Source organism: Kribbella sp. NBC_00709, assembly GCF_036226565.1.
GTDB lineage: Bacteria > Actinomycetota > Actinomycetes > Propionibacteriales > Kribbellaceae > Kribbella.
In genome coordinates this window covers 2,457,579-2,475,701 of record NZ_CP108996.1, presented here as the reverse complement: position 1 = coordinate 2,475,701, position 18,123 = coordinate 2,457,579, and the positions used below count along the sequence as shown (strand labels likewise).

General features: G+C 68.9%; 19 protein-coding genes. 13 read left to right on the top strand and 6 right to left on the bottom strand.

The window, feature by feature from the left end:
* Nucleotides 1-3: 3 nt before the first annotated feature.
* From purB to OHA18_RS12115, 7 genes are all read left to right on the top strand, one after another.
* Entirely contained in the window at nt 4-1,431 is a 1,428-nt protein-coding gene (gene purB, locus OHA18_RS12145; protein ID WP_442914383.1) for an adenylosuccinate lyase, read from the top strand.
* A 3-nt stretch (nt 1,432-1,434) separates the two neighbouring features.
* Nucleotides 1,435-1,791 (top strand): hypothetical protein, encoded by a 357-nt coding sequence (locus OHA18_RS12140; protein ID WP_329004143.1) that lies wholly within the window; start codon nt 1,435-1,437, stop codon nt 1,789-1,791.
* A gap of 1 nt (nt 1,792) precedes the next feature.
* The gene (locus OHA18_RS12135) at nt 1,793-2,185 is read left to right on the top strand and encodes a hypothetical protein (RefSeq protein ID WP_329004142.1); all 393 of its coding nucleotides are present in this window, start codon (nt 1,793-1,795) and stop codon (nt 2,183-2,185) included.
* 63 nt (nt 2,186-2,248) lie between these two features.
* Nucleotides 2,249-3,469, top strand: a complete 1,221-nt coding sequence (locus OHA18_RS12130; protein WP_329004141.1) for a bifunctional glycosyltransferase family 2/GtrA family protein — start codon at nt 2,249-2,251, stop codon at nt 3,467-3,469.
* 1 nt (nt 3,470) lies between these two features.
* On the top strand, nt 3,471-5,498 hold the full coding sequence (locus OHA18_RS12125) for a glycosyltransferase family 39 protein (protein ID WP_329004140.1): 2,028 nt from the start codon (nt 3,471-3,473) through the stop codon (nt 5,496-5,498).
* 209 nt (nt 5,499-5,707) lie between these two features.
* Nucleotides 5,708-5,908 carry a hypothetical protein gene (locus OHA18_RS12120; RefSeq protein WP_329004139.1) on the top strand — a complete coding sequence of 67 codons (201 nt, stop codon included), beginning with the start codon at nt 5,708-5,710 and terminating at the stop codon, nt 5,906-5,908.
* 138 nt (nt 5,909-6,046) lie between these two features.
* Nucleotides 6,047-6,469, top strand: a complete 423-nt coding sequence (locus OHA18_RS12115; protein WP_329004138.1) for a hypothetical protein — start codon at nt 6,047-6,049, stop codon at nt 6,467-6,469.
* Here OHA18_RS12115 and OHA18_RS12110 read toward each other — a convergent pair.
* Nucleotides 6,453-7,031 (bottom strand): TetR/AcrR family transcriptional regulator, encoded by a 579-nt coding sequence (locus OHA18_RS12110; protein WP_329004137.1) that lies wholly within the window; start codon nt 7,029-7,031, stop codon nt 6,453-6,455. The genes OHA18_RS12115 and OHA18_RS12110 overlap by 17 nt on opposite strands.
* A gap of 53 nt (nt 7,032-7,084) precedes the next feature.
* Between OHA18_RS12110 and OHA18_RS12105 the strand changes: the two genes are divergently transcribed.
* Both OHA18_RS12105 and OHA18_RS12100 read left to right on the top strand, forming a co-directional pair.
* Nucleotides 7,085-8,143, top strand: a complete 1,059-nt coding sequence (locus tag OHA18_RS12105) for an FAD-dependent monooxygenase (RefSeq protein WP_329004136.1) — start codon at nt 7,085-7,087, stop codon at nt 8,141-8,143.
* Nucleotides 8,144-8,153: 10 nt separating this feature from the next.
* Entirely contained in the window at nt 8,154-9,029 is an 876-nt protein-coding gene (locus OHA18_RS12100; RefSeq protein ID WP_329004135.1) for a phosphoribosylaminoimidazolesuccinocarboxamide synthase, read from the top strand.
* Here the strand turns inward: OHA18_RS12100 and OHA18_RS12095 are convergent.
* The 5 genes from OHA18_RS12095 to OHA18_RS12075 all read right to left on the bottom strand — a co-directional run bounded on the left by OHA18_RS12095 (nt 9,026) and on the right by OHA18_RS12075 (nt 12,755).
* Entirely contained in the window at nt 9,026-9,514 is a 489-nt protein-coding gene (locus OHA18_RS12095) for a hypothetical protein (protein WP_329004134.1), read from the bottom strand. The two genes, OHA18_RS12100 and OHA18_RS12095, sit on opposite strands and share 4 nt — an antisense overlap.
* Before the next feature lie 103 nt (nt 9,515-9,617).
* A complete protein-coding gene (locus OHA18_RS12090) occupies nt 9,618-10,238 on the bottom strand; it encodes a CDP-alcohol phosphatidyltransferase family protein (RefSeq protein WP_329004133.1) in 621 nt (206 codons plus the stop codon).
* Nucleotides 10,235-11,560, bottom strand: a complete 1,326-nt coding sequence (locus tag OHA18_RS12085) for an FtsX-like permease family protein (RefSeq protein ID WP_329004132.1) — start codon at nt 11,558-11,560, stop codon at nt 10,235-10,237. The genes OHA18_RS12090 and OHA18_RS12085 overlap by 4 nt, the downstream gene beginning before the upstream one ends.
* Nucleotides 11,557-12,237, bottom strand: a complete 681-nt coding sequence (locus OHA18_RS12080) for an ABC transporter ATP-binding protein (RefSeq protein ID WP_329004131.1) — start codon at nt 12,235-12,237, stop codon at nt 11,557-11,559. The genes OHA18_RS12085 and OHA18_RS12080 overlap by 4 nt, the downstream gene beginning before the upstream one ends.
* Nucleotides 12,237-12,755, bottom strand: a complete 519-nt coding sequence (locus tag OHA18_RS12075) for a PadR family transcriptional regulator (RefSeq protein WP_329004130.1) — start codon at nt 12,753-12,755, stop codon at nt 12,237-12,239. Before OHA18_RS12075 ends, OHA18_RS12080 begins: the two co-directional genes overlap by 1 nt.
* Nucleotides 12,756-12,867: 112 nt before the next feature.
* On the opposite strand from OHA18_RS12075, the gene purS reads away from it, so the two are divergent.
* The 4 genes from purS to purL are packed head-to-tail and all read left to right on the top strand — an operon-like array spanning nt 12,868 to nt 18,122.
* Entirely contained in the window at nt 12,868-13,119 is a 252-nt protein-coding gene (gene purS / locus OHA18_RS12070) for a phosphoribosylformylglycinamidine synthase subunit PurS (RefSeq protein WP_130387955.1), read from the top strand.
* Complete coding sequence (gene purQ / locus OHA18_RS12065) at nt 13,116-13,787, top strand: phosphoribosylformylglycinamidine synthase subunit PurQ (protein ID WP_329004129.1); 672 nt, start codon at nt 13,116-13,118, stop codon at nt 13,785-13,787. Before purS ends, purQ begins: the two co-directional genes overlap by 4 nt.
* On the top strand, nt 13,787-15,859 hold the full coding sequence (locus OHA18_RS12060) for a hypothetical protein (protein ID WP_329004128.1): 2,073 nt from the start codon (nt 13,787-13,789) through the stop codon (nt 15,857-15,859). Before purQ ends, OHA18_RS12060 begins: the two co-directional genes overlap by 1 nt.
* 1 nt (nt 15,860) lies before the next feature.
* Nucleotides 15,861-18,122, top strand: a complete 2,262-nt coding sequence (gene purL / locus OHA18_RS12055; RefSeq protein ID WP_329004127.1) for a phosphoribosylformylglycinamidine synthase subunit PurL — start codon at nt 15,861-15,863, stop codon at nt 18,120-18,122.
* Nucleotide 18,123 lies beyond the last annotated feature (1 nt).

Below are 18,123 nucleotides of genomic sequence, written 5' to 3'. Positions count from 1 at the left end.
CTCGTGACCAAGCCCCTGATCCCCAACGTTCTCGCCGCGCGCTACGCCAGTCTGTCGATGGCGGAGCTGTGGTCACCGGAGCACAAGATCGTGCTCGAGCGGAAGCTCTGGGTCGCGGTGCTCAAGGCCCAGAGCGAGCTCGGGGTCACGGTTCCGGACGGGGTCGTCGAGGACTACGAGCGGGTCATCGACCAGGTCGACCTGGCGTCGATCGCGGCCCGCGAGCGGGTCACGCGGCACGACGTGAAGGCGCGGATCGAGGAGTTCAGCGCGCTCGCCGGGCACGAACACATCCACAAGGGGATGACGAGTCGTGACCTGACCGAGAACGTCGAGCAACTCCAGATCCGCGCCGGTCTCGAGCTGGTCCGCAACCGCGCGGTGGCAACCGCCGTACAGCTCGGGCAGAAGGCGGCCGAGCACGCGTCGCTGGTGCTGACCGGCCGCTCCCACAATGTCGCCGCGCAGGCGACCACGCTGGGCAAGCGGTTCGCGTCGGCCGCGGACGAGCTGCTGGTCGCGATCGCGCGGATCGAGGAGCTGATCGAGCGGTATCCGCTGCGCGGCATCAAGGGCCCGGTCGGGACGTCACAGGACATGCTCGACCTGTTCGGCGGTGACCCCGCCAAGCTCGACAAGCTGGAGCACGACATCGCCCAGCACCTCGGGTTCAGCCACACCCTGACGAGCGTCGGCCAGGTGTATCCCCGGTCGCTCGACTACGAAGTCGTTTCTGCACTGGTGCAGCTGGCGGCCGGGCCGTCCAGCCTGGCGACGACGATCCGGCTGATGGCAGGGCACGAGCTGGTCACCGAAGGCTTCAAGGAGGGCCAGGTCGGCTCGTCGGCGATGCCGCACAAGATGAACACCCGGTCCTGCGAGCGGGTCAACGGCCTCGCCGTCATCCTCCGCGGGTACGCCTCGATGGCTGGCGAGCTGGCCGGTAACCAGTGGAACGAGGGCGACGTCTTCTGCTCCGTCGTACGCCGGGTCGCGCTGCCGGACGCGTTCTTCGCGCTGGACGGGTTGTTCGAGACGTTCCTGACCGTGCTGGACGAGTTCGGGGTGTACCCGGCGGTCGTCTCGCGCGAGCTCGAGCGGTACCTGCCGTTCCTGACCACGACCAAGGTGCTGATGGCCGCGGTGAAGAACGGCGTCGGCCGGGAGACCGCGCACGAGGTGATCAAGGAGCACGCGGTCGCGACCGCGCTCGACCTGCGCAAGGGCCTGCCGGCGAACGACCTGTTCCACCGGCTCGGTGCGGACGGCCGGCTCGGGCTGGACGAGGCGCAGATCGTCGGGATCGTCGGTGAGCCCCTGTCCTTCACCGGAGCCGCCGTCGCCCAGGTCGGGGCGGTCGTCGCGAAGATCGACGACCTCGCGAAGCGCTACCCGGAGGCCGCCGCCTACACGCCGGGTGACATCCTCTAACCCGTGTTCGCACCGCTCACCTGGATCCTGGTCGCGCTGTCGCTGGCCGCGGCAGTGTTCGCCGTCGTACTGGCGGCGCGCGACAAGCGGATCAACTGGACATTGCTCGGCGCGCTCGGCGTCATCGAGGTCGGGCTCCTGGTGCAGCTCGTGATCGGCATCGTGCAGCTGAGCGGCACCGACCGGGACGTGTCCGGGCCGTTCTTCATCGGCTACCTGATCGGCTCGCTGATCATCCTGCCGATCGGGGCGTTCTGGGCGCTGGCGGAGAGCAGCCGCTGGGGCGCGGGCGTGCTGGCCGTCGCCTGCCTGGTGATCCCGATCCTCGAGCTCCGGCTGTACGACGTGTGGACGGCCTGACATGACCGATCCCGCAGCGACCAAGCACGGACCCGGACGAGTCCTGATCGCGGTGTACGGCGTGTTCGCGCTGGCCGCGACCGCACGGGCCGGCGTACAGATCGCGACCAAGTTCACCGACGCGCCGATCGCCTACCTGCTGTCGGCCGTTGCCGCGGTCATCTATTGCGCGGCGACGTTCGCGTTGGCCAAGGCAACCAAGGTGTCCCGCAAGGTAGCCACGGCGGCGATCGCGATCGAGCTGGTCGGCGTGCTCGCGATCGGCGCGTTCAGCTACGCCGCACCGGACGACTTCCCGGACGCGACCGTGTGGTCGCACTTCGGCCAGGGCTACGGGTTCGTGCCGGTGGTGCTGCCGGTGCTCGGGCTGCTCTGGTTGCGTCGCACTCGGTAACTGCCAGCAAACTGCCAGCCACACACAGGGGCTGGCACAGGTTGACCGGACAGCATCGGTGTCATGCAGATTCCAGGTCATCCTCGGGTCGAGATCGTCGTACCCGTCAAGAACGAGGAACACGACCTCGGACCGAACATCAGACGGCTGCGGGAGTTCCTCGACACCGCTTTCCCGTTCCCGGCCGAGGTCTGCATCGCGGACAACGGAAGCACAGACGCGACATATGAGATCGGCATGCTGCTCGCGAGCGAGCTGCCCGGGGTCCGGATCGTCCGGCTCGAGCAGTCCGGTCGCGGCCGTGCGCTGAAACAGGTCTGGTCCGCGAGCACCGCGGAGGTGCTCGCGTACATGGACGTCGACCTGTCCACCAATCTGAACGCCCTGCTCCCGCTGGTGGCGCCGCTGCTGGCCGGGCACAGTGATGTTGCCATCGGCACCCGGTTGGCGAAGAGCTCCCGGGTGGTCCGGCGGCCGAAGCGGGAGTTCATCTCACGCTCGTACAATCTGTTGCTGCGGGCAACATTGAGCGCACACTTCTCCGACGCGCAGTGCGGATTCAAGGCGATCCGCGCCGACGTGGCGCACGAGCTGCTGCCGCTGGTCGAGGACACCAGCTGGTTCTTCGACACCGAGCTGCTCGTGCTCGCCGAGCAGGCTGGGCTGCGGATCCACGAAGTACCGGTGGACTGGGTCGACGACCTCGACTCCCGGGTCGCGATCGCGAAGACGGTCGGCGAGGATCTGCGGGGGATCGCTCGACTGATGCGCAGCCGCGTCGATCTTGAGCCGATCCGGCAGAAGTACGGGCGGCCACGGATCCTCGATCCTCGGACGGCGATGGCGGCCCGGGTACTGCGATTCTGCGCGGTCGGCGTGCTCAGCACGGCGGCGTACGCGCTGCTCTATCTCGTCCTGCGCCAGGGCATGCCGGCCCAGGTGGCGAACCTGCTGTCGCTGCTGATCACCGCCGTCGGCAACACGACGCTCAACCGCCGGATCACCTTCGGTGTCCGCGGAGTCGAGGGCCGCTGGCGGCACCAGCTGCGTGGCTTGGTTGCCTTTGGCATCGGCTGGAGCCTGACCGCGGCCTCGCTCTGGCTGTTGCACACGGCAATCGCCGCGCCGCACCAAGCGGTGGAGATCACCGTGCTCACCATCGCGAACCTGGCCGCCACCGTGGTCCGGTTCAGCCTCTTCCAGACGTGGGTGTTCGACGACGACGCGCCTACCTTGCCCGCCTTCGAACCCCCAGCGGTTCTCGACCAGACCCGGAGCAACTGAAATGACAACGCTGACCGATCCCGTCGAGGCGACACGGCCGCCGCGCGCGATCAGCACGCAGTACACGCTCGGCCGGGACAAGGTCCTGTACGGCGGTCTGCTGGTGCTGACCGCGATCGCGTACCTGTGGGGTCTGTCCAAGAACGGGTACGCCAACGAGTACTACGCCGCCGCCGTACAGGCCGGGTCGACGAGCTGGAAAGCCTGGTTCTTCGGGTCGTTCGACTCGTCGAGCTTCATCACCGTGGACAAGACCCCGGGCTCGCTGTGGGTGATGGGGCTGTCCGCGCGGATCTTCGGCTTCAACAGCTGGAGCATGCTGGTGCCCCAGGCCCTGATGGGCGTCGCGAGCGTCGGCTTCGTGTACGTGTCGGTGCGGCGGTGGTTCTCCGCGAACGCCGGTCTGCTGGCCGGTGCGATTCTCGCGATGACGCCGGTCGCGGTGCTGATGTTCCGGTTCAACAACCCGGATGCGCTGCTGATCCTGCTGCTGTGCGCCGGTGCGTGGGCAGTGATGCGGGCGATCGACTCGGTCAAGTACTCGGCGCGGTGGATGATTCTCGCGGGTGCGCTGGTCGGGTTCGGGTTCCTCACGAAGATGCTGCAGGCGTTCCTGATCCTGCCGGCGTTCGGGCTGGCGTACTTGGTGGCCGGGAAGCCGGCGCTCGGGAAGCGGCTCCTGCACCTGGTGCTGGCGACTGTCTCGCTGATCGTGAGCGCCGGTTGGTGGGTTGCGATCGTCGAGCTGCTGCCGGCGTCGGCGCGGCCGTACGTCGGTGGGTCGTCGGACAACAGCATTCTGGAGCTGACGCTCGGGTACAACGGGCTCGGCCGGTTGAGCGGGAACGAGTCCGGGTCGGTCGGCGGCGGCGTCGGGAACCCCGGCTGGGGTGGTGCGACCGGGCTGCAGCGACTGTTCGGTGGTGAGTTCGGGTCGCAGATCTCCTGGCTGATGCCGGCTGCGCTGCTCGCAACCGTCGTACTGGTCGTTGCTGCGGGCAAGGCGCCGCGGACGAACAAGACTCGCGCGTTCGCGCTGCTGTGGGGCGGGTGGCTCGTGGTCACCGGCCTGGTCTTCAGCTACATGCAGGGCATCATCCACCCGTACTACATGATCGCGCTGGCACCGGCCTTCGGTGCGGTGATCGGTGGCGCGATGTCGATCCTGTGGCGGCGCCGGGCGGAGTGGTTGCCGCGGGCAACACTTGCCGGTGGAGCATTGCTGACGGCCGGATGGAGCTTCGCGCTGCTGAACGGGACTCCGACCTGGCACCCGTGGCTGCGTTGGGTGGTGCTGATCAGCGGTGTGCTCGCGGCCGGGCTGGTGTTGCTTCTGCCCGAGCTGAAGCTGCATCGTTCGGCGGCTCGACGGGCCGGGATTGCAGCTGCGGCGGTGCTGACGTTCAGCGCGCTGGCCGGGCCTACAGCGTACTCGATCGACACGATCAGCACGGCGCATGCCGGCGCGATTCCGACCGCTGGTCCTGGCGGGATGGGTGGCATGGGCGGTGGACGTGGTGGCGGTGGCTTCGGCGGACGGATGGGTACGCCGCCTGGGCAGACCGGGACCGGGACTGGAACTGGGGCCACGGGTCAGCCCGGGACTGGCGGGACGACTACTGGAGGTGGACTGCCTGGTGGTGGTGTCGGCGGGTTCCTTGGTGGTGGCGGGACGAGTGGGGTCTCGAGTGAGCTGGTGACGCTTCTGCAGAACGGCGCGAAGGGGTACACCTGGGCCGCCGCCGCGGTGACTGCGAACGGAGCCTCACCGCTGCAGATCGCGTCCGGCGAGCCGATCATGGCGATCGGCGGGTTCAACGGGACCGACCCGGCGCCGTCGCTGGCCGAGTTCGAGCAGCTGGTTGCCCAGGGCAAGGTTCACTACTTCATCGGGAGTGGTGGCGGCGGGATGATGGGCGGCCGCGACGGCACCTCCAGCGAGATCGCCACCTGGGTCAGCGAGAACTTCACCGCCCAGACCGTTGGCAGCACCACCGTGTACGACCTCTCCACCGGAACAGGAGCATGAAGATGACGCAACCCCAAGAAGCCCAGTGGCAAGCAGCCAAAGCCGCTTCCTCCCCGCAACCGGATGCTGCGCAGCAGGCGGGTCCCGGGGCGGTCGCCCCCTCTCCCGCGACTCAGCCCGCTCAGGTTGGGGCGGGTGGGAAGCGGCCGAGCAACGTGGTTCTTGCTGGGGCGGGCTCTGTGCTTGCCGTGCTCGCATTCCTTGGTGGGATGGCGGTCGGGCATTCGTGGGACGGGACGAGCAACCAGCAGAACCAGTTCGGTGGGCCGGGCGGTGGCGGCTTCGGCCGCGGTTTCCAGGGACAGGGCAACGGTCAGGGCACGGGTCAAGGCACGGGCCAGGGCACCGTGCCCGGCCAAGGAACCCAGCAAGGTCAGGGGACCCAGCCGGGGACGACGCAGAACGGGTGAGGGTCGGTTGAAGTAGACAGCCCGGCGGGTCACGAGCGGACACTCGGCCCGCCGGGCGCTGTTTTCTGGACGATCGTCAAGTGTGGAACGACACGCGGAATGGTTCACCGGCGCACCGGGTGGGGTAGGGATGGGGGCGTGGAATGGTCGAACGTCACCTGGTTCCTGACCGCGCTCGGTGCGGTCGTCGTACTGATCACACGCGTCCGGCTCGGTGGGACGGTGGTGGACGGTACCGCTCGCGGCGCGGGCCGGCACGGGTTTTCCGCTGCCCTGCTGCGGTTGCACACCGTCGTCGGAGTGATCACGCTCCTCGGCTGGGTCGTTGCCCTGATCACCGGTCGGCGGGAGATCGCGCTGGTGATGCTGGCCGGGTGGTGGTTGCTGACCGTCATCGGATTGTTGCTTCTGGCCCGTTGGTTGCCGAGCGGAGGCAAGCATTCCGAGGACACACAGAGTGATGCCTGGGGTTCCGGCGCGGGCCTGTCGGTCCTCGGCCACGTCGGCATGCTGATCGGCGTCTGCTACTTCACCTTCGTCACGGTCACCGAGCGCTTGTGAGTCCTGCGATCAGCGCCGTGACAGAGCGTCGTACTGCGGCCTCGAACGCTTCTGGTGAGAGCGTTGCCCCGGCCCCGGCGACCCGGTCGTACAGCAGCCCGTCCATCATCGCGGCCACCGGCCAGGCGGCGGCTTCCGGCTCGGGTACGCCGATTCCGCCGAGCAACTGCGCGAGCATGGTCCGCAACTGCCGCCCGCCCTCCTCGATCGCGGTCCGTAGGTCCGGCTGACGGCTCGCCTCCAGTGACAGCTCGTACCGCGCGACCAGATCGTCCGGTCGATCCTGCGCCAGCCCGACTGTCATCCCGATCAGCAACTCCAGCGGATCCGCGTCGACCGGCGGCATCCCGCTCACGTCCCTGGTGAGCATCCGGCTCACGCAGGCGGTCAATAGCGCGTTCCGGGTGCGCAGGTAGTACGACGTGGAGCCCGGCGGCAGGCCCGCCTCGGTGTCGACGGCGCGGTGGGTCAGCCCGCGCAGGCCGCGGGTCGCGACCAGATGGATCGCGGCGTCCGCGATGGCGTCCTGGCGATCCGCACCCCGCGGAACCTGCTTCGTCACGCGGGTCAGTCTCGCACTTCCCAACCAAACTCTACAGATGTAGAGTCAAGATCATGAAGACGGCGATCGTGGTCGGAGCGGGTATCGGAGGGGTTACCGCTGCTGTCGCGCTGCAGCAGTGCGGCTGGCAGGTCACAGTGCTGGAGCGGGCTCCGGAGCTGGGCGAGGTGGGGGCCGGCATCTCGGTCTGGCCGTCGGCGGTCGCCGTGCTCGAGGAGCTCGGCGTCAAGGGGGTCGAGAAGGCGTCGGTGCAGTCGAAGCCGGCCGGGATGCGGAGGCCGGACGGCCGGTGGGTGGTCAGCGCGGCCGAGCTCGGTGTCGAGCTGCCGGTGATGATCCACCGGGCGCAGTTGCACGACCTGATCACCGCCGAGTTCGGTCCGGCCGTGACGGTGCGGACGGGGTGCGACGTGACGTCGGTCGAGCAGGATGCCGACGGGGTGACGGTGAACGGTGAGCTCCGGGCCGAGCTGCTCGTCGCCGCGGACGGGATCCGGAGCGCGGTGCGGGGAGGGTTGTACCCGCAGTACAAGGGCCCGCGGTACTCGGGATTCTCGGCGTACCGGGGGATCGCGGCCGTGGATCTCGACGACGGCGGCGGGGAGACCTGGGGCCATGGGCAACTGTTCGGGTTCGCGCGGCTGATCGACGGGCGGTTCTACTGGTACGGGACGGTGAACCAGCCGGCCGGCGCGACGAGTGAGCCGACGGTGTTCCAGAGCTGGCACGACCCGATCCCGAGGCTGGTCGCCGGCAGCGAGAAGGTGCTGCAGAACGACATCTACGACCTGACGTTGCCGCTGGTTCCGTTCGTCCAGGGTCGAGTGGTCCTGGTCGGCGACGCGGCCCACGCGATGACGCCGAACCTGGGCCGCGGCGCCTGCTCCGCGATCGAGGACGCGGGCGCCCTGGCCCGCCACCTGCAAGGCGGCGAGCTCCCGACGGCACTGACGGCGTACGACGCTGAACGGCGGCCCGCGACGACCAAGCTGGTCAAGCGGTCGCGCGCTCTCGGTCGAGTAGCCCAGGTCGAGAATCCGCTCCTCCGCGCCACCCGCGACGGCCTGTTCGGCCTAGGGGGCAAGCTGATGGCGCTGCGCGCCCGCAAGTAGGCTCGCGGCTGTGATCACAACGCCGCAGGCGCCGGAGATCCCAGGCGCGAAGCACATTCACTCCGGCAAGGTCCGGGACCTGTACGAGCTGGAGTCCGGCGACCTGCTGATGGTGGCGAGCGACCGGATGAGCGCCTTCGACTGGATCCTGGAGTCGACGATCCCCGACAAGGGGAAGGTGCTCACCGCGATGAGCCTGTGGTGGTTCGAGCAGCTGGACATGCCGAACCACATCATCTCCACCGATGTGCCGGCCGAGGTCGCGGGCCGTGCGGTGGTGTGCGAGAAGCTGGCGATCTACCCGGTCGAATGCGTGGCCCGCGGGTACCTGAGCGGCACCGGCCTGCTCGACTACAACGCCACCGGCGCCGTCTGCGGCATCCCGTTGCCGGACGGCCTGGTCGAGGGGTCCCGGCTGGACGACCCGATCTTCACCCCGGCGACCAAGGCCGAGCTCGGCGAGCACGACGAGAACGTCTCGTACGACGCGGTGGTGGCGACCGTCGGCGCGGACACGGCGTCGACGCTGCGGGACACCACCTTGGGGATCTACACCTGGGCCCGGGCGATCGCCGAGGACCGCGGGATCATCCTGGCCGACACGAAGTTCGAGTTCGGCGCCCGCGCGGACGGGACGCTGGTGCTCGCCGACGAGGTGCTCACGCCGGACTCCAGCCGGTTCTGGCCGGCCGACCAATGGTCCCCGGGCAAGCAGCAGTCGTCGTACGACAAGCAGATCGTCCGCGACTGGCTGCAGTTCGAGTCCGGCTGGGACCGTACGTCGGGTGAGGCGCCGCCGCCGCTGTCCGACGAGGTGGTCGAGCGGACCAGGTCGGCGTACATCAGCGCCTATGAGCAGCTGACGGGTCGCAAGTTCGACGCCTAGAAGGCGCTGACACCCAGCGCGAGCAGGATGAAGCGGGCGCCGCGGCCGGCGAGGACCGACAGGGTGAAGACGACGGTCTTCATCCGCGAGGCGCCGCCGATCAGCGCCACGCCGTACAGGGGCGGGACGCCGACGAAGGCGCTCAGCAGTGTGACCGGGACGCCCCAGCGGCTGTCGCTCATGGCGTCCAGGAGGCGTTTGGTGAGGTCGCGGTTCCACTGGACGAAGCGGCCCCGGCGGGTGTCCAGGTTGACCGGCTTGGGCTCCTTGGTCTTACGGGCCGCGTAACCGGGGCGGTACCGGACGGCCAGGAACATCGCGACCTTGCCGATGGTCTGGCCGACGGAGATCCCGGCCGCGGCGACGACCGGGTTCAGGGCGTGGGTGGCCCCGACGGCGAGGACGTACGCCTCGGCGTTCATCACCGGTACGACTGCGGAGCCGATGCCGAAGCCCACCGCGAGTACCAGTTGCCATACCCACATGACTCCGAGGCTATGTGCCACAGCGGCCATTGCCACGGAACTCAGCCCCACTTCCGGGAGGGACCAGGGTCACACCCGACCCTGGTGCAGGCATCCTTGACAGTCATCGCGGCTGTCCCGGGGAAGCGAGCCGGCGGCCGCAGAGGATCTCGATCAGACGGTAGGACGAGACCACCTTGACCAGCAAGGCCGCGATCGCGACGGCGTACGGCAGCCATTGGGCGCCGGTGTGGCCCGCGACGACGAGCGAGATCACCACCGCGCCGGTGTTCATCGCCTTGGCCGGCTTGGACCAGTTCCAGACGTAGATCGGCCGGTCGACCTTGTAGAAGTAGTTCGGGCTGAGCATCCACGGCCAGAGCAGGAACGAGAACGTCAGCATCGTGTCCAGGACGCCGAACTGCGCCAGGTAGATCGCCAGCGGCCCGATGGTCACGGGGTACGTCGCCATGAAGGCCGCCGCCAGCAGGAACGAGCAGGCCCGGTCGCAGACGATGTCGAACACCGCGCCGGACAGCGACTCCTCGTTGCGGCGGCGCGCCACCCAGCCGTCGAGGCTGTCGCCGAACCAGTACGAGAAGTACCCGAGCACCAGCCACTCCAGGTCGCCGGTGCGGAAGGCGATCGTGGCGACAGCCATCGCGATCACGGTGCGGACCAGCGTGATGCGGTTCGGCACGCCCAGCAGCAGCGCAGGCCGGACCGCGAGGGGTGTCGAAGTCATGCGGCCCTCAGATTCTCGGGATCCAGTGCGTCCCGGAGTTGGTTGCGAAGCAGGAAACCGGCGGCCGCGCCGCCGAGATGACCGAGCAGCCAGCCGCCCGCCGTCAGGGCAGCTGCGATCAGCAGCGTCCTCGGCTCGAACGGATCCACCGCGCCGCCGACCACCCGGCCGAGGCCGACCAGAGTGCCCAGCAGCAGACCGGACGCGAGCGCCGGCGCGGCGACCGCGGTCAGCTGGCGGCGGATCACGCGGCGGAGGAAGTGCAGGTCCACGCCCAATGCGGTCAGGCTGGCGAACTGGCGACGCTGGTCCACCAGTTGGTCCGCGACACCGACGATCAGTGCGGCCATCGCGGTCAGCGCGAGCAGGACGAGGCCGGCGATGGTCAGCCCGAATCCGGTGTTGTAGAACGCAGCGGAGCCGTGCAGCTGGTCGTCCGCCGAGATGCTGGCGATCGCGTTGGCCATGGTGCCGACGAGGAAGCCGCAACAGCCGAGCAGCATGCAGATCCGGGACGCAGGGCGCGAGTCGGTGACCAGCCGGACGCCGGTCAGCAGGTATGCCGGGTCGCCCGACCGCTGCAGCCGCCGTCCGATCGCCCTGATCCACACCGCCGACGTGCTGAGGAAGAACAGCGCCATCCCGGCCAGTGCGATGGTCGATGCCACGTAGCCGAGGTACGGCGAACTCAGCAGGCCGAGCACGATCAGCACCGGTCCGGCGATGATGCCGGTACGACGCTGTGCCACGGACTGTGGTCCGGGTGGCACTGGTCCGTCCCGGTGCAGCAGGCTCCCGATCAGCGCACCGGCCGCCGTCATCACGATCACCACTGGGATCCACAGGGCGGCGTCCAGCACCTCCGCGCCGGGCAGGATGCGGGCCATCCGGGGGAGCGCGCCGAAGAGCAGGCTGAGCAGCAGGTACGCCGGTCCGGCGAGCAGTCCGCCCACCAGGCCGGCCATTGCTGCGTCGGCGACGGTCAGCTGACGCAGTTGCTTGCTGGACGCACCTGCCAGTCGCAGCGCGTCCAGTCGCCGTTCGCGGGCCGCCGTACCCAGGCGCAAGGCCTGGACTGCGAGGCCTCCGGTGAGTACAGCGAGGATGACGAGGATCGCGATCAGTCCGGAGCGGAGTCCGCTCTCGGCGACGTAGTTGCTGTAGATGGCCTCGCTCAGCTCACCCTTGCCGAGGCGTGCGACGCGCAGTGCGCCCAGCAGCAGGGCTCCGCTGAGTGCGAGGGTCGCAGTGGCCAGTTGGACTCGGCTACGGTCCGCCAGCGTGCGTGAGCGGGCCAACTGCACCAGTGTCTCGAGCGTCATCCGAGCGACACCTCGTGCTGGATCAGGCCGTCGCGCAGCCTGATCTCCCGGTCTGCGGAGGCGGCGACGACATTGTCGTGCGTCACCATCAGCAGCGCGGCGCCCCGGTAGCGGGCGGCCTGCAGTAGGACATCGAGCAGCTCCTGGCCGGCGCGGCTGTCCAGACTGCCAGTTGGCTCGTCCGCGAGCACGATGGACGGTCCGGTGACCAGTGCGCGCGCCAACGCGGCACGCTGGGTCTGACCGCCGGACAGCTCGGACGGGACCGCGTCCGCGTCATCGGCGATCCCCACCTGGTCCAGCCAATGCAGAGCGGCCACGTGTGCCTCACCGCGCTCATGCCCGTCCAGCAGGAGTGGGAGCGCCACGTTGTCGATCAGTGGGAGGTCGGGCACCAACTGCCCGAACTGCAGCACGATGCCGACCTTGGTACGGCGGAGGGCCGCACGCCTCTCCTCAGGCAGAGTGGCCAGGTCCTCACCGTCCACTCGGACGGTGCCGGCGTCCGGGGTGAGGATGCCGGCTGCGCAGTGCAGCAGCGTGGACTTGCCGCATCCGCTGGCGCCGGTCACCGCGACCACCTCACCCGGCTTCAGCTGCAGACTGACGCCACGGAGTGCAGTGTTGCGCCGGTACGAGTACTCGACGCCCTCCAGTTCCAGGACAGGTTGTGTCATCAGCGAGCCCCCCTTTGCTCTGAGATGCGGTCCAGGGCGCTGTCCAGCCAGCGCAGGTCGGCGTCGAGGTGGGCCACGATGTACTCGCGGACCAGTGGTGAGGTCGGGTCGTCGTCGGCAGGTGTCTCGCGCAGTTCGCGGATCCGGCGCAGGTGGCTGGCGCGCTGGCGGGCCAGGAACCCGGCCGCGTCCCCGCCGGTGCGGATCGCTGCCACCAGCTTCCGCAGTACCTCGTCGGCGCTGCCCCAGGCCGGGGGGACCGGATCGTTCAGCCAGTCGGCCAGGTGGTCGCGGCCCTTGCTGGTGAGCGCGTAGACGGTCCGGTCCGGGCCGCCGCCGGACGTCTTGTCGACCACCTCGACCAGGCCGTCGCGCTCCAGTCGCCCCAACGTCGTGTACACCTGGCCGAAGGCCAGCGGTCGGCTGTCCGGGAACCAGGCGTCGTGGCCGCGCTTCACGTCGTACCCGTGGGCCGGGCCCGCGGACAGTAGCCCTAGGACGAGCTCCGCGGTGGCCATATCCGTGACTATACACTGCGTGTATGTACTCAGTGAATAGTCCGCGATGCGGCATTCTGGTCCTCGCTCGGTAGGATTCAGGCGTCACCCCGGAACGAACCTGGAGTAGTCAGTGGCTCGCGTTGTCGTCGACGTCATGCTCAAGCCCGAGATCCTCGACCCGCAGGGCAAGGCGGTGCACGGCGCGTTCGGCCGGCTCGGCTTCGACGGCGTGGCCGATGTTCGGCAGGGAAAGCGCTTCGAGATCACCCTGGACGGTGAGGCGACCGAGGAGCGGGTCGCCGAGATCCGGAAGGCCGCGGACACCCTGCTGGCCAACCCGGTGATCGAGGACTACACGCTGCACGTGGAGAACGGACAGTGAAGATCGGGGTCGTCACCTTCCCGGGTTCGCTGGACGATGCCGACGCCCGCCGCGCGGCTGCGGTCGCCGGCGCCGAGGCGGTCGCGCTCTGGCACGGAGACGCCGACCTGCACGGCGTGGACGCGGTCGTCCTGCCAGGCGGCTTCTCGTACGGCGACTACCTGCGGGCCGGTGCGATCTCCCGGTTCGCCCCGGTGATGGACACCATCATCAAGAAGGCCGGCGAGGGCATGCCGGTGCTGGGGATCTGCAACGGCTTCCAGGTGCTGTGTGAGTCGCACCTGCTGCCCGGTGCCCTGATCAAGAACCACCACCGCAAGTTCATCTGCAAGGACCAGCCGCTGCGGATCGAGAACAACCGCACCGCCTGGACCAGCGACTACGACGCCAATCACGAGATCACCATCGTGCTGAAGAACCAGGACGGTTCGTTCGTCGCCGACGAGGCGACGCTGGACCGGCTGGAGGGCGAGGGCCGCGTCGTCGCCCGCTATCTGGACGAGAACCCGAACGGCTCGTACCGCGACATCGCCGGGATCAGCAACGAGCGCGGCAACGTGGTCGGCCTGATGCCACACCCGGAGCACTGCGTCGAGACACTCACCGGACCGACCACGGACGGCCTGGGCTTCTTCACCTCGGTGCTGAAGGCCGTCGTCGCCTCCTGATGAAGCTGTTGCGGCCCGGGCGGCAGAGCCGCACTCTGCTCCGTGCCGCTGCCGTAGTGGCTGCAGCAGCTGCCGCATTCACACCGGCGGCCGCGGCTCACGCGGCGCCGGCCGGCGCGGCTGACCTGTTGGCGAAGGTTGTGGTGATCGGCGTGCCGGGGCTGACCTGGAGCGATGTGCAGGCGTCGCCGGAGTTGACCGCCTTGGTGGACCAGTCGCATGTGGGCTCGATCTCGGTGAAGACGGCCGGCCCGCACACCTGCCCGATCGACGGCTGGCTGACGATCAGCGCCGGTACGCGCGCCTGGGGCAACGTCCCCGACCAGGCGTGTGGCGACCTGCCCGCGGTCACCGACGGCAAGGTCGCCGGCTGGCAGACATACGTCGACCGTCAGGCCGAGCACCACACCGGCGCCCCGATCGGCCGCCTAGGCATCAGTCGCGAACGAGTCTGTGGTTTCGGGCCGGGCGCAGCGATCGCGGTCGCGAAGCCGGACGGGACAGTCGCCAACTGGAGCCCGGACTTCGACGCGACCAAGCTCTCGGCCTGTGGCGATGCAATCGTCGACGCCGGCGCGATGCCGCTACATGAAGGTCGCGACGAGGCGCGGGAGCACGTGGCCGACCTGGTGTCGCAGGCCAGGGCCGCCGATGGCTGGGTGCTGCTCGTCGGCATCGGCCAGGAGACGGCCGACGCGCACCAGCAAACGCTCGTAGCGATGCAGCTCCCGCCGGACAACGGTCCGCGCTGGCTGACCAGCGACTCGACCCGTCGTCCAGGCATGATCCAGCTGACCGACATCACCGCCACTGTGCTGCGTGGTGAGGCCAAGTCGGTGGACCCGGCCGGGTCCGAGAAGGCAGGGCCGCTGGACGGCGCCGAGATCCACTTCACCGGTGGCCTGCACACGAACGCTGCGGCCGTGATCGAGGACCGCCTCGACGCCAACCAGCGGTTCGAGCAGCCGCGGCCGGTGTTGTTCGCGGTGGCGTTGACGATCGTCGGCGCCGAGGTGCTCGCACTGGTCTGGTTCGTGTTGAGGCGCAGCCCGGCGTCCCGTCGTACCGCGGTGTTCACGCTGCTCCTGCAGGGCGGGTTCTACATCGCGGTCTTCCTGGCGCAAGCGACCGTCTGGTGGCGGTGGCCGTCGCCCGCGTTCTCCTTGTACGCCGTGACGATCGGTCTCAGCGCGCTCTCCGCAGTCCTCGCGCAGGTGTTCCTGAAGAGGTACGCGTACCTCGGGCTCGCCCTGGCGGCGTACCTGCTGTTGCTGGTGGACGGCGTGCTCGGTACGCCGATGCAGGTCGGCAGCATGTTCGCTGACGGACCTGTGATCGGTGGGCGGTTCTACGGCTTCGGCAACTCGACCTTTGCCACCCTGGCGGTCGGTGCGCTCGTCACTGCCGCATGGGCCGCACAGAAGCTGATCGACAAGAGCAGAGTGCAGGCCGCACTCGCGGTGCTGGCCATCGGCGGCGCTGCGATCGTTGTGGACGGCAAGCCGGGCTGGGGCACCGATTTCGGCGGCATCATCGCGCTGACGCCGGCCGTGCTGCTCATGGCCTGGTTGACCTGGAAGGGCAGCATCTCACTGCGTGCGCTGATCGGAGTGGGCGTCGCCGGTGTGCTGGCGGTGTCTGCAGTGGCCTTCCTCGACTATCTGCGTCCTCCTGAGCAACGCAGTCATTTCGGCACGTTCGTTGCGCGGCTGCTGGACGGCGACGTGAGCGACGTACTGATCCGGAAGCTCCAGATGGCCGTCCAGTTCTTCAGCGGACCGGCCGGCTGGCTGATGCTCGTCGCCGTCATCCTCCTCATGCTGGCCACGGTCCTGCCGCACCGCGTGCCGTCGGAGTCCTACCGCGAGTTCTACAACAGCAGGCCGATGGTTCGGCCGACGCTGCTGGCCATGTCGACCTGCGGTCTGGTCGGCATGCTTCTGAACGACGCCGGGGTCGCATTGCCCGCGATCATGGCCGGTTTCGCTGTCCCACTGCTGGTGGCTCATCTGATGGCTTCCCGGCAGCCCGCTACCGTTTCACCTGAGTCCCACCTAGTGCAGGAGTCCTGAAGTGTCTACCGACACCGTTAGCAACGCCGTCAGCACCCCGGATGTCGAGCAGCCGTGGGCCGAGCTCGGCCTGAAGCCGGACGAGTACCAGCGGATCCGGGACATTCTGGACCGGCGCCCGACCAGCTGCGAGCTGGCGATGTACTCGGTGATGTGGAGCGAGCACTGCTCGTACAAGTCCTCCAAGGTGCACCTGAAGCGGTTCGGTGAGATTCCGCAGGAGACGCCGGCCGGGAAGATGCTGGCCGGTATCGGTGAGAACGCCGGCGTGATCGACATCGGCGAGGGGTACGCCGTCACCTTCAAGGTCGAGTCGCACAACCACCCGTCGTACGTCGAGCCGTACCAGGGCGCGGCGACCGGCGTCGGCGGCATCGTCCGCGACATCATCGCCATGGGCGCCCGGCCGGTCGCGGTGATGGACCCGCTGCGCTTCGGCCCGCTGGACGCTCCGGACACCAAGCGCGTGCTACCGGGGATCGTGTCCGGCGTCGGCGGCTACGGGAACAGTCTCGGCCTGCCGAACATCGGCGGCGAGGTCGTCTTCGACCCGACGTACCTGGGCAACCCGCTAGTGAACGCGCTCTGCATCGGAGTGATGCGGCACGAGGACCTGCACCTCGCGAACGCGACCGGCGTCGGCAACCAGATGATCCTGTACGGCGCCAAGACCGGCGGTGACGGCATCGGCGGTGTGTCGGTGCTGGCGTCGGAGACTTTCGCCGAGGGCGGCCCGACCAAGCGGCCGGCGGTCCAGGTCGGCGACCCGTTCATGGAGAAGCTGCTGATCGAGTGCACGCTCGAGCTCTTCGCCGCGAACGTGGTCGAGGGCATCCAGGACCTCGGTGGCGGCGGCCTGTCCTGTGCGACCTCCGAGCTCGCCAGCGCGGGTGACGGTGGCATGCGGGTGTCGCTGGACAAGGTGCCGCTGCGGGATGCCTCGCTGTCGCCCGAAGAGATCCTGATGAGCGAGTCGCAGGAACGGATGATGGCCTGCGTCACGCCGGACAACGTCGAGGCGTTCCTGAAGATCTGCGCCAAGTGGGACGTCCAGGCCGATGTGATCGGTGAGGTGACCGACACCGGGCGGCTGGAGATCGACTGGCACGGCGAGCGGGTCGTCGACGTACTGCCGGAGACCGTCGCGCACGAGGGCCCGGTCTACAACCGCCCGTACGCGCGGCCTTCCTGGCAGGACGAGCTGCAGACGGACGGCGCCGAGAAGTTGCCGCGGGCAACCACTGGTATGGAGCTGCGGGACACGCTGCTGACGCTGGTCGCGTCGCCGAACCTGTGCGACAAGTCCTGGGTGACGGACCAGTACGACCGGTACGTGCTCGGCAACTCGGTGCTCGCGCAGCCCGAGGACAGCGGGATGATCCGGGTCGACGAGACCAGCGGCCTCGGGGTCGCGGTGTCCACCGACTGCAACGGCCGGTTCGCCAAGCTCGACCCGTACACCGGCGCGAAGCTCGCGCTCGCCGAGTCGTTCCGCAACGTCGCGACCACCGGCGCCCGCCCGGTCGCAGTCACCGACTGCCTGAACTTCGGCTCGCCGGAGGACCCGGCGGTGATGTGGCAGTTCACCGAGGCGATCCGCGGTCTGGTCGACGGCTGCAAGGAGCTGGGTATCCCGGTCACCGGTGGAAACGTGTCGTTCTACAACCAGACCGGCGAGACCGCGATCCTGCCGACCCCGGTGGTCGGTGTGCTCGGGGTGATCGACGACGTCACCCGTCGTACGCCGATCGGGTTCACGCCCGAGATGGAGGGCCACCAGCTGTACCTGCTCGGTGAGACCGAGGAGGAGCTGTCCGGGTCCGAGTGGGCGCACGTCGTCCATGGTCACCTCGGCGGGCGGCCGCCGGCGGTGGACCTGGCGGCCGAGCAGCAGCTGGCCGACATCCTGATCAACGCTTCGCGGGACGGGCTGATCGACGCGGCGCACGACGTCAGCGACGGCGGTGTCGCGCAGGCGCTGGTTGAGTCCGCGCTGCGCGGCGATGTCGGTGCGCGGGTGTGGGCGCCGGACGGGCTCGACCCGTTCCTGTTCCTGTTCGCGGAGTCGGCCGGGCGCGCGGTCGTCGCCGTACCGCGGACCGAGGAGGTGCGGTTCACCGACATGTGCACCGCCCGCCGTTTCCCGCACGCGAAGATCGGCGTCATCACCGGCGACACCCTCGACGTCCAGGACCAGTTCGAGCTCCCACTGACCGAGCTGCGTGCAGCCTGGACGGCAACGCTGCCGTCCGTCCTCAACTGAG

What these genes read in the sequence shown, in the direction of transcription:
- OHA18_RS12085 (WP_329004132.1), bottom strand. Translation starts at nt 11,560, where the DNA reads ATGACGCTCGAGACACTGGTGCAGTTGGCCCGCTCACGCACGCTGGCG.
- OHA18_RS12080 (WP_329004131.1), bottom strand. Translation starts at nt 12,237, where the DNA reads ATGACACAACCTGTCCTGGAACTGGAGGGCGTCGAGTACTCGTACCGG.
- OHA18_RS12130 (WP_329004141.1), top strand. Translation starts at nt 2,249, where the DNA reads ATGCAGATTCCAGGTCATCCTCGGGTCGAGATCGTCGTACCCGTCAAG.
- OHA18_RS12075 (WP_329004130.1), bottom strand. Translation starts at nt 12,755, where the DNA reads ATGGCCACCGCGGAGCTCGTCCTAGGGCTACTGTCCGCGGGCCCGGCC.
- OHA18_RS12095 (WP_329004134.1), bottom strand. Translation starts at nt 9,514, where the DNA reads ATGTGGGTATGGCAACTGGTACTCGCGGTGGGCTTCGGCATCGGCTCC.
- OHA18_RS12090 (WP_329004133.1), bottom strand. Translation starts at nt 10,238, where the DNA reads ATGACTTCGACACCCCTCGCGGTCCGGCCTGCGCTGCTGCTGGGCGTG.
- OHA18_RS12135 (WP_329004142.1), top strand. Translation starts at nt 1,793, where the DNA reads ATGACCGATCCCGCAGCGACCAAGCACGGACCCGGACGAGTCCTGATC.
- OHA18_RS12125 (WP_329004140.1), top strand. Translation starts at nt 3,471, where the DNA reads ATGACAACGCTGACCGATCCCGTCGAGGCGACACGGCCGCCGCGCGCG.
- OHA18_RS12060 (WP_329004128.1), top strand. Translation starts at nt 13,787, where the DNA reads ATGAAGCTGTTGCGGCCCGGGCGGCAGAGCCGCACTCTGCTCCGTGCC.
- OHA18_RS12120 (WP_329004139.1), top strand. Translation starts at nt 5,708, where the DNA reads ATGGCGGTCGGGCATTCGTGGGACGGGACGAGCAACCAGCAGAACCAG.
- OHA18_RS12105 (WP_329004136.1), top strand. Translation starts at nt 7,085, where the DNA reads ATGAAGACGGCGATCGTGGTCGGAGCGGGTATCGGAGGGGTTACCGCT.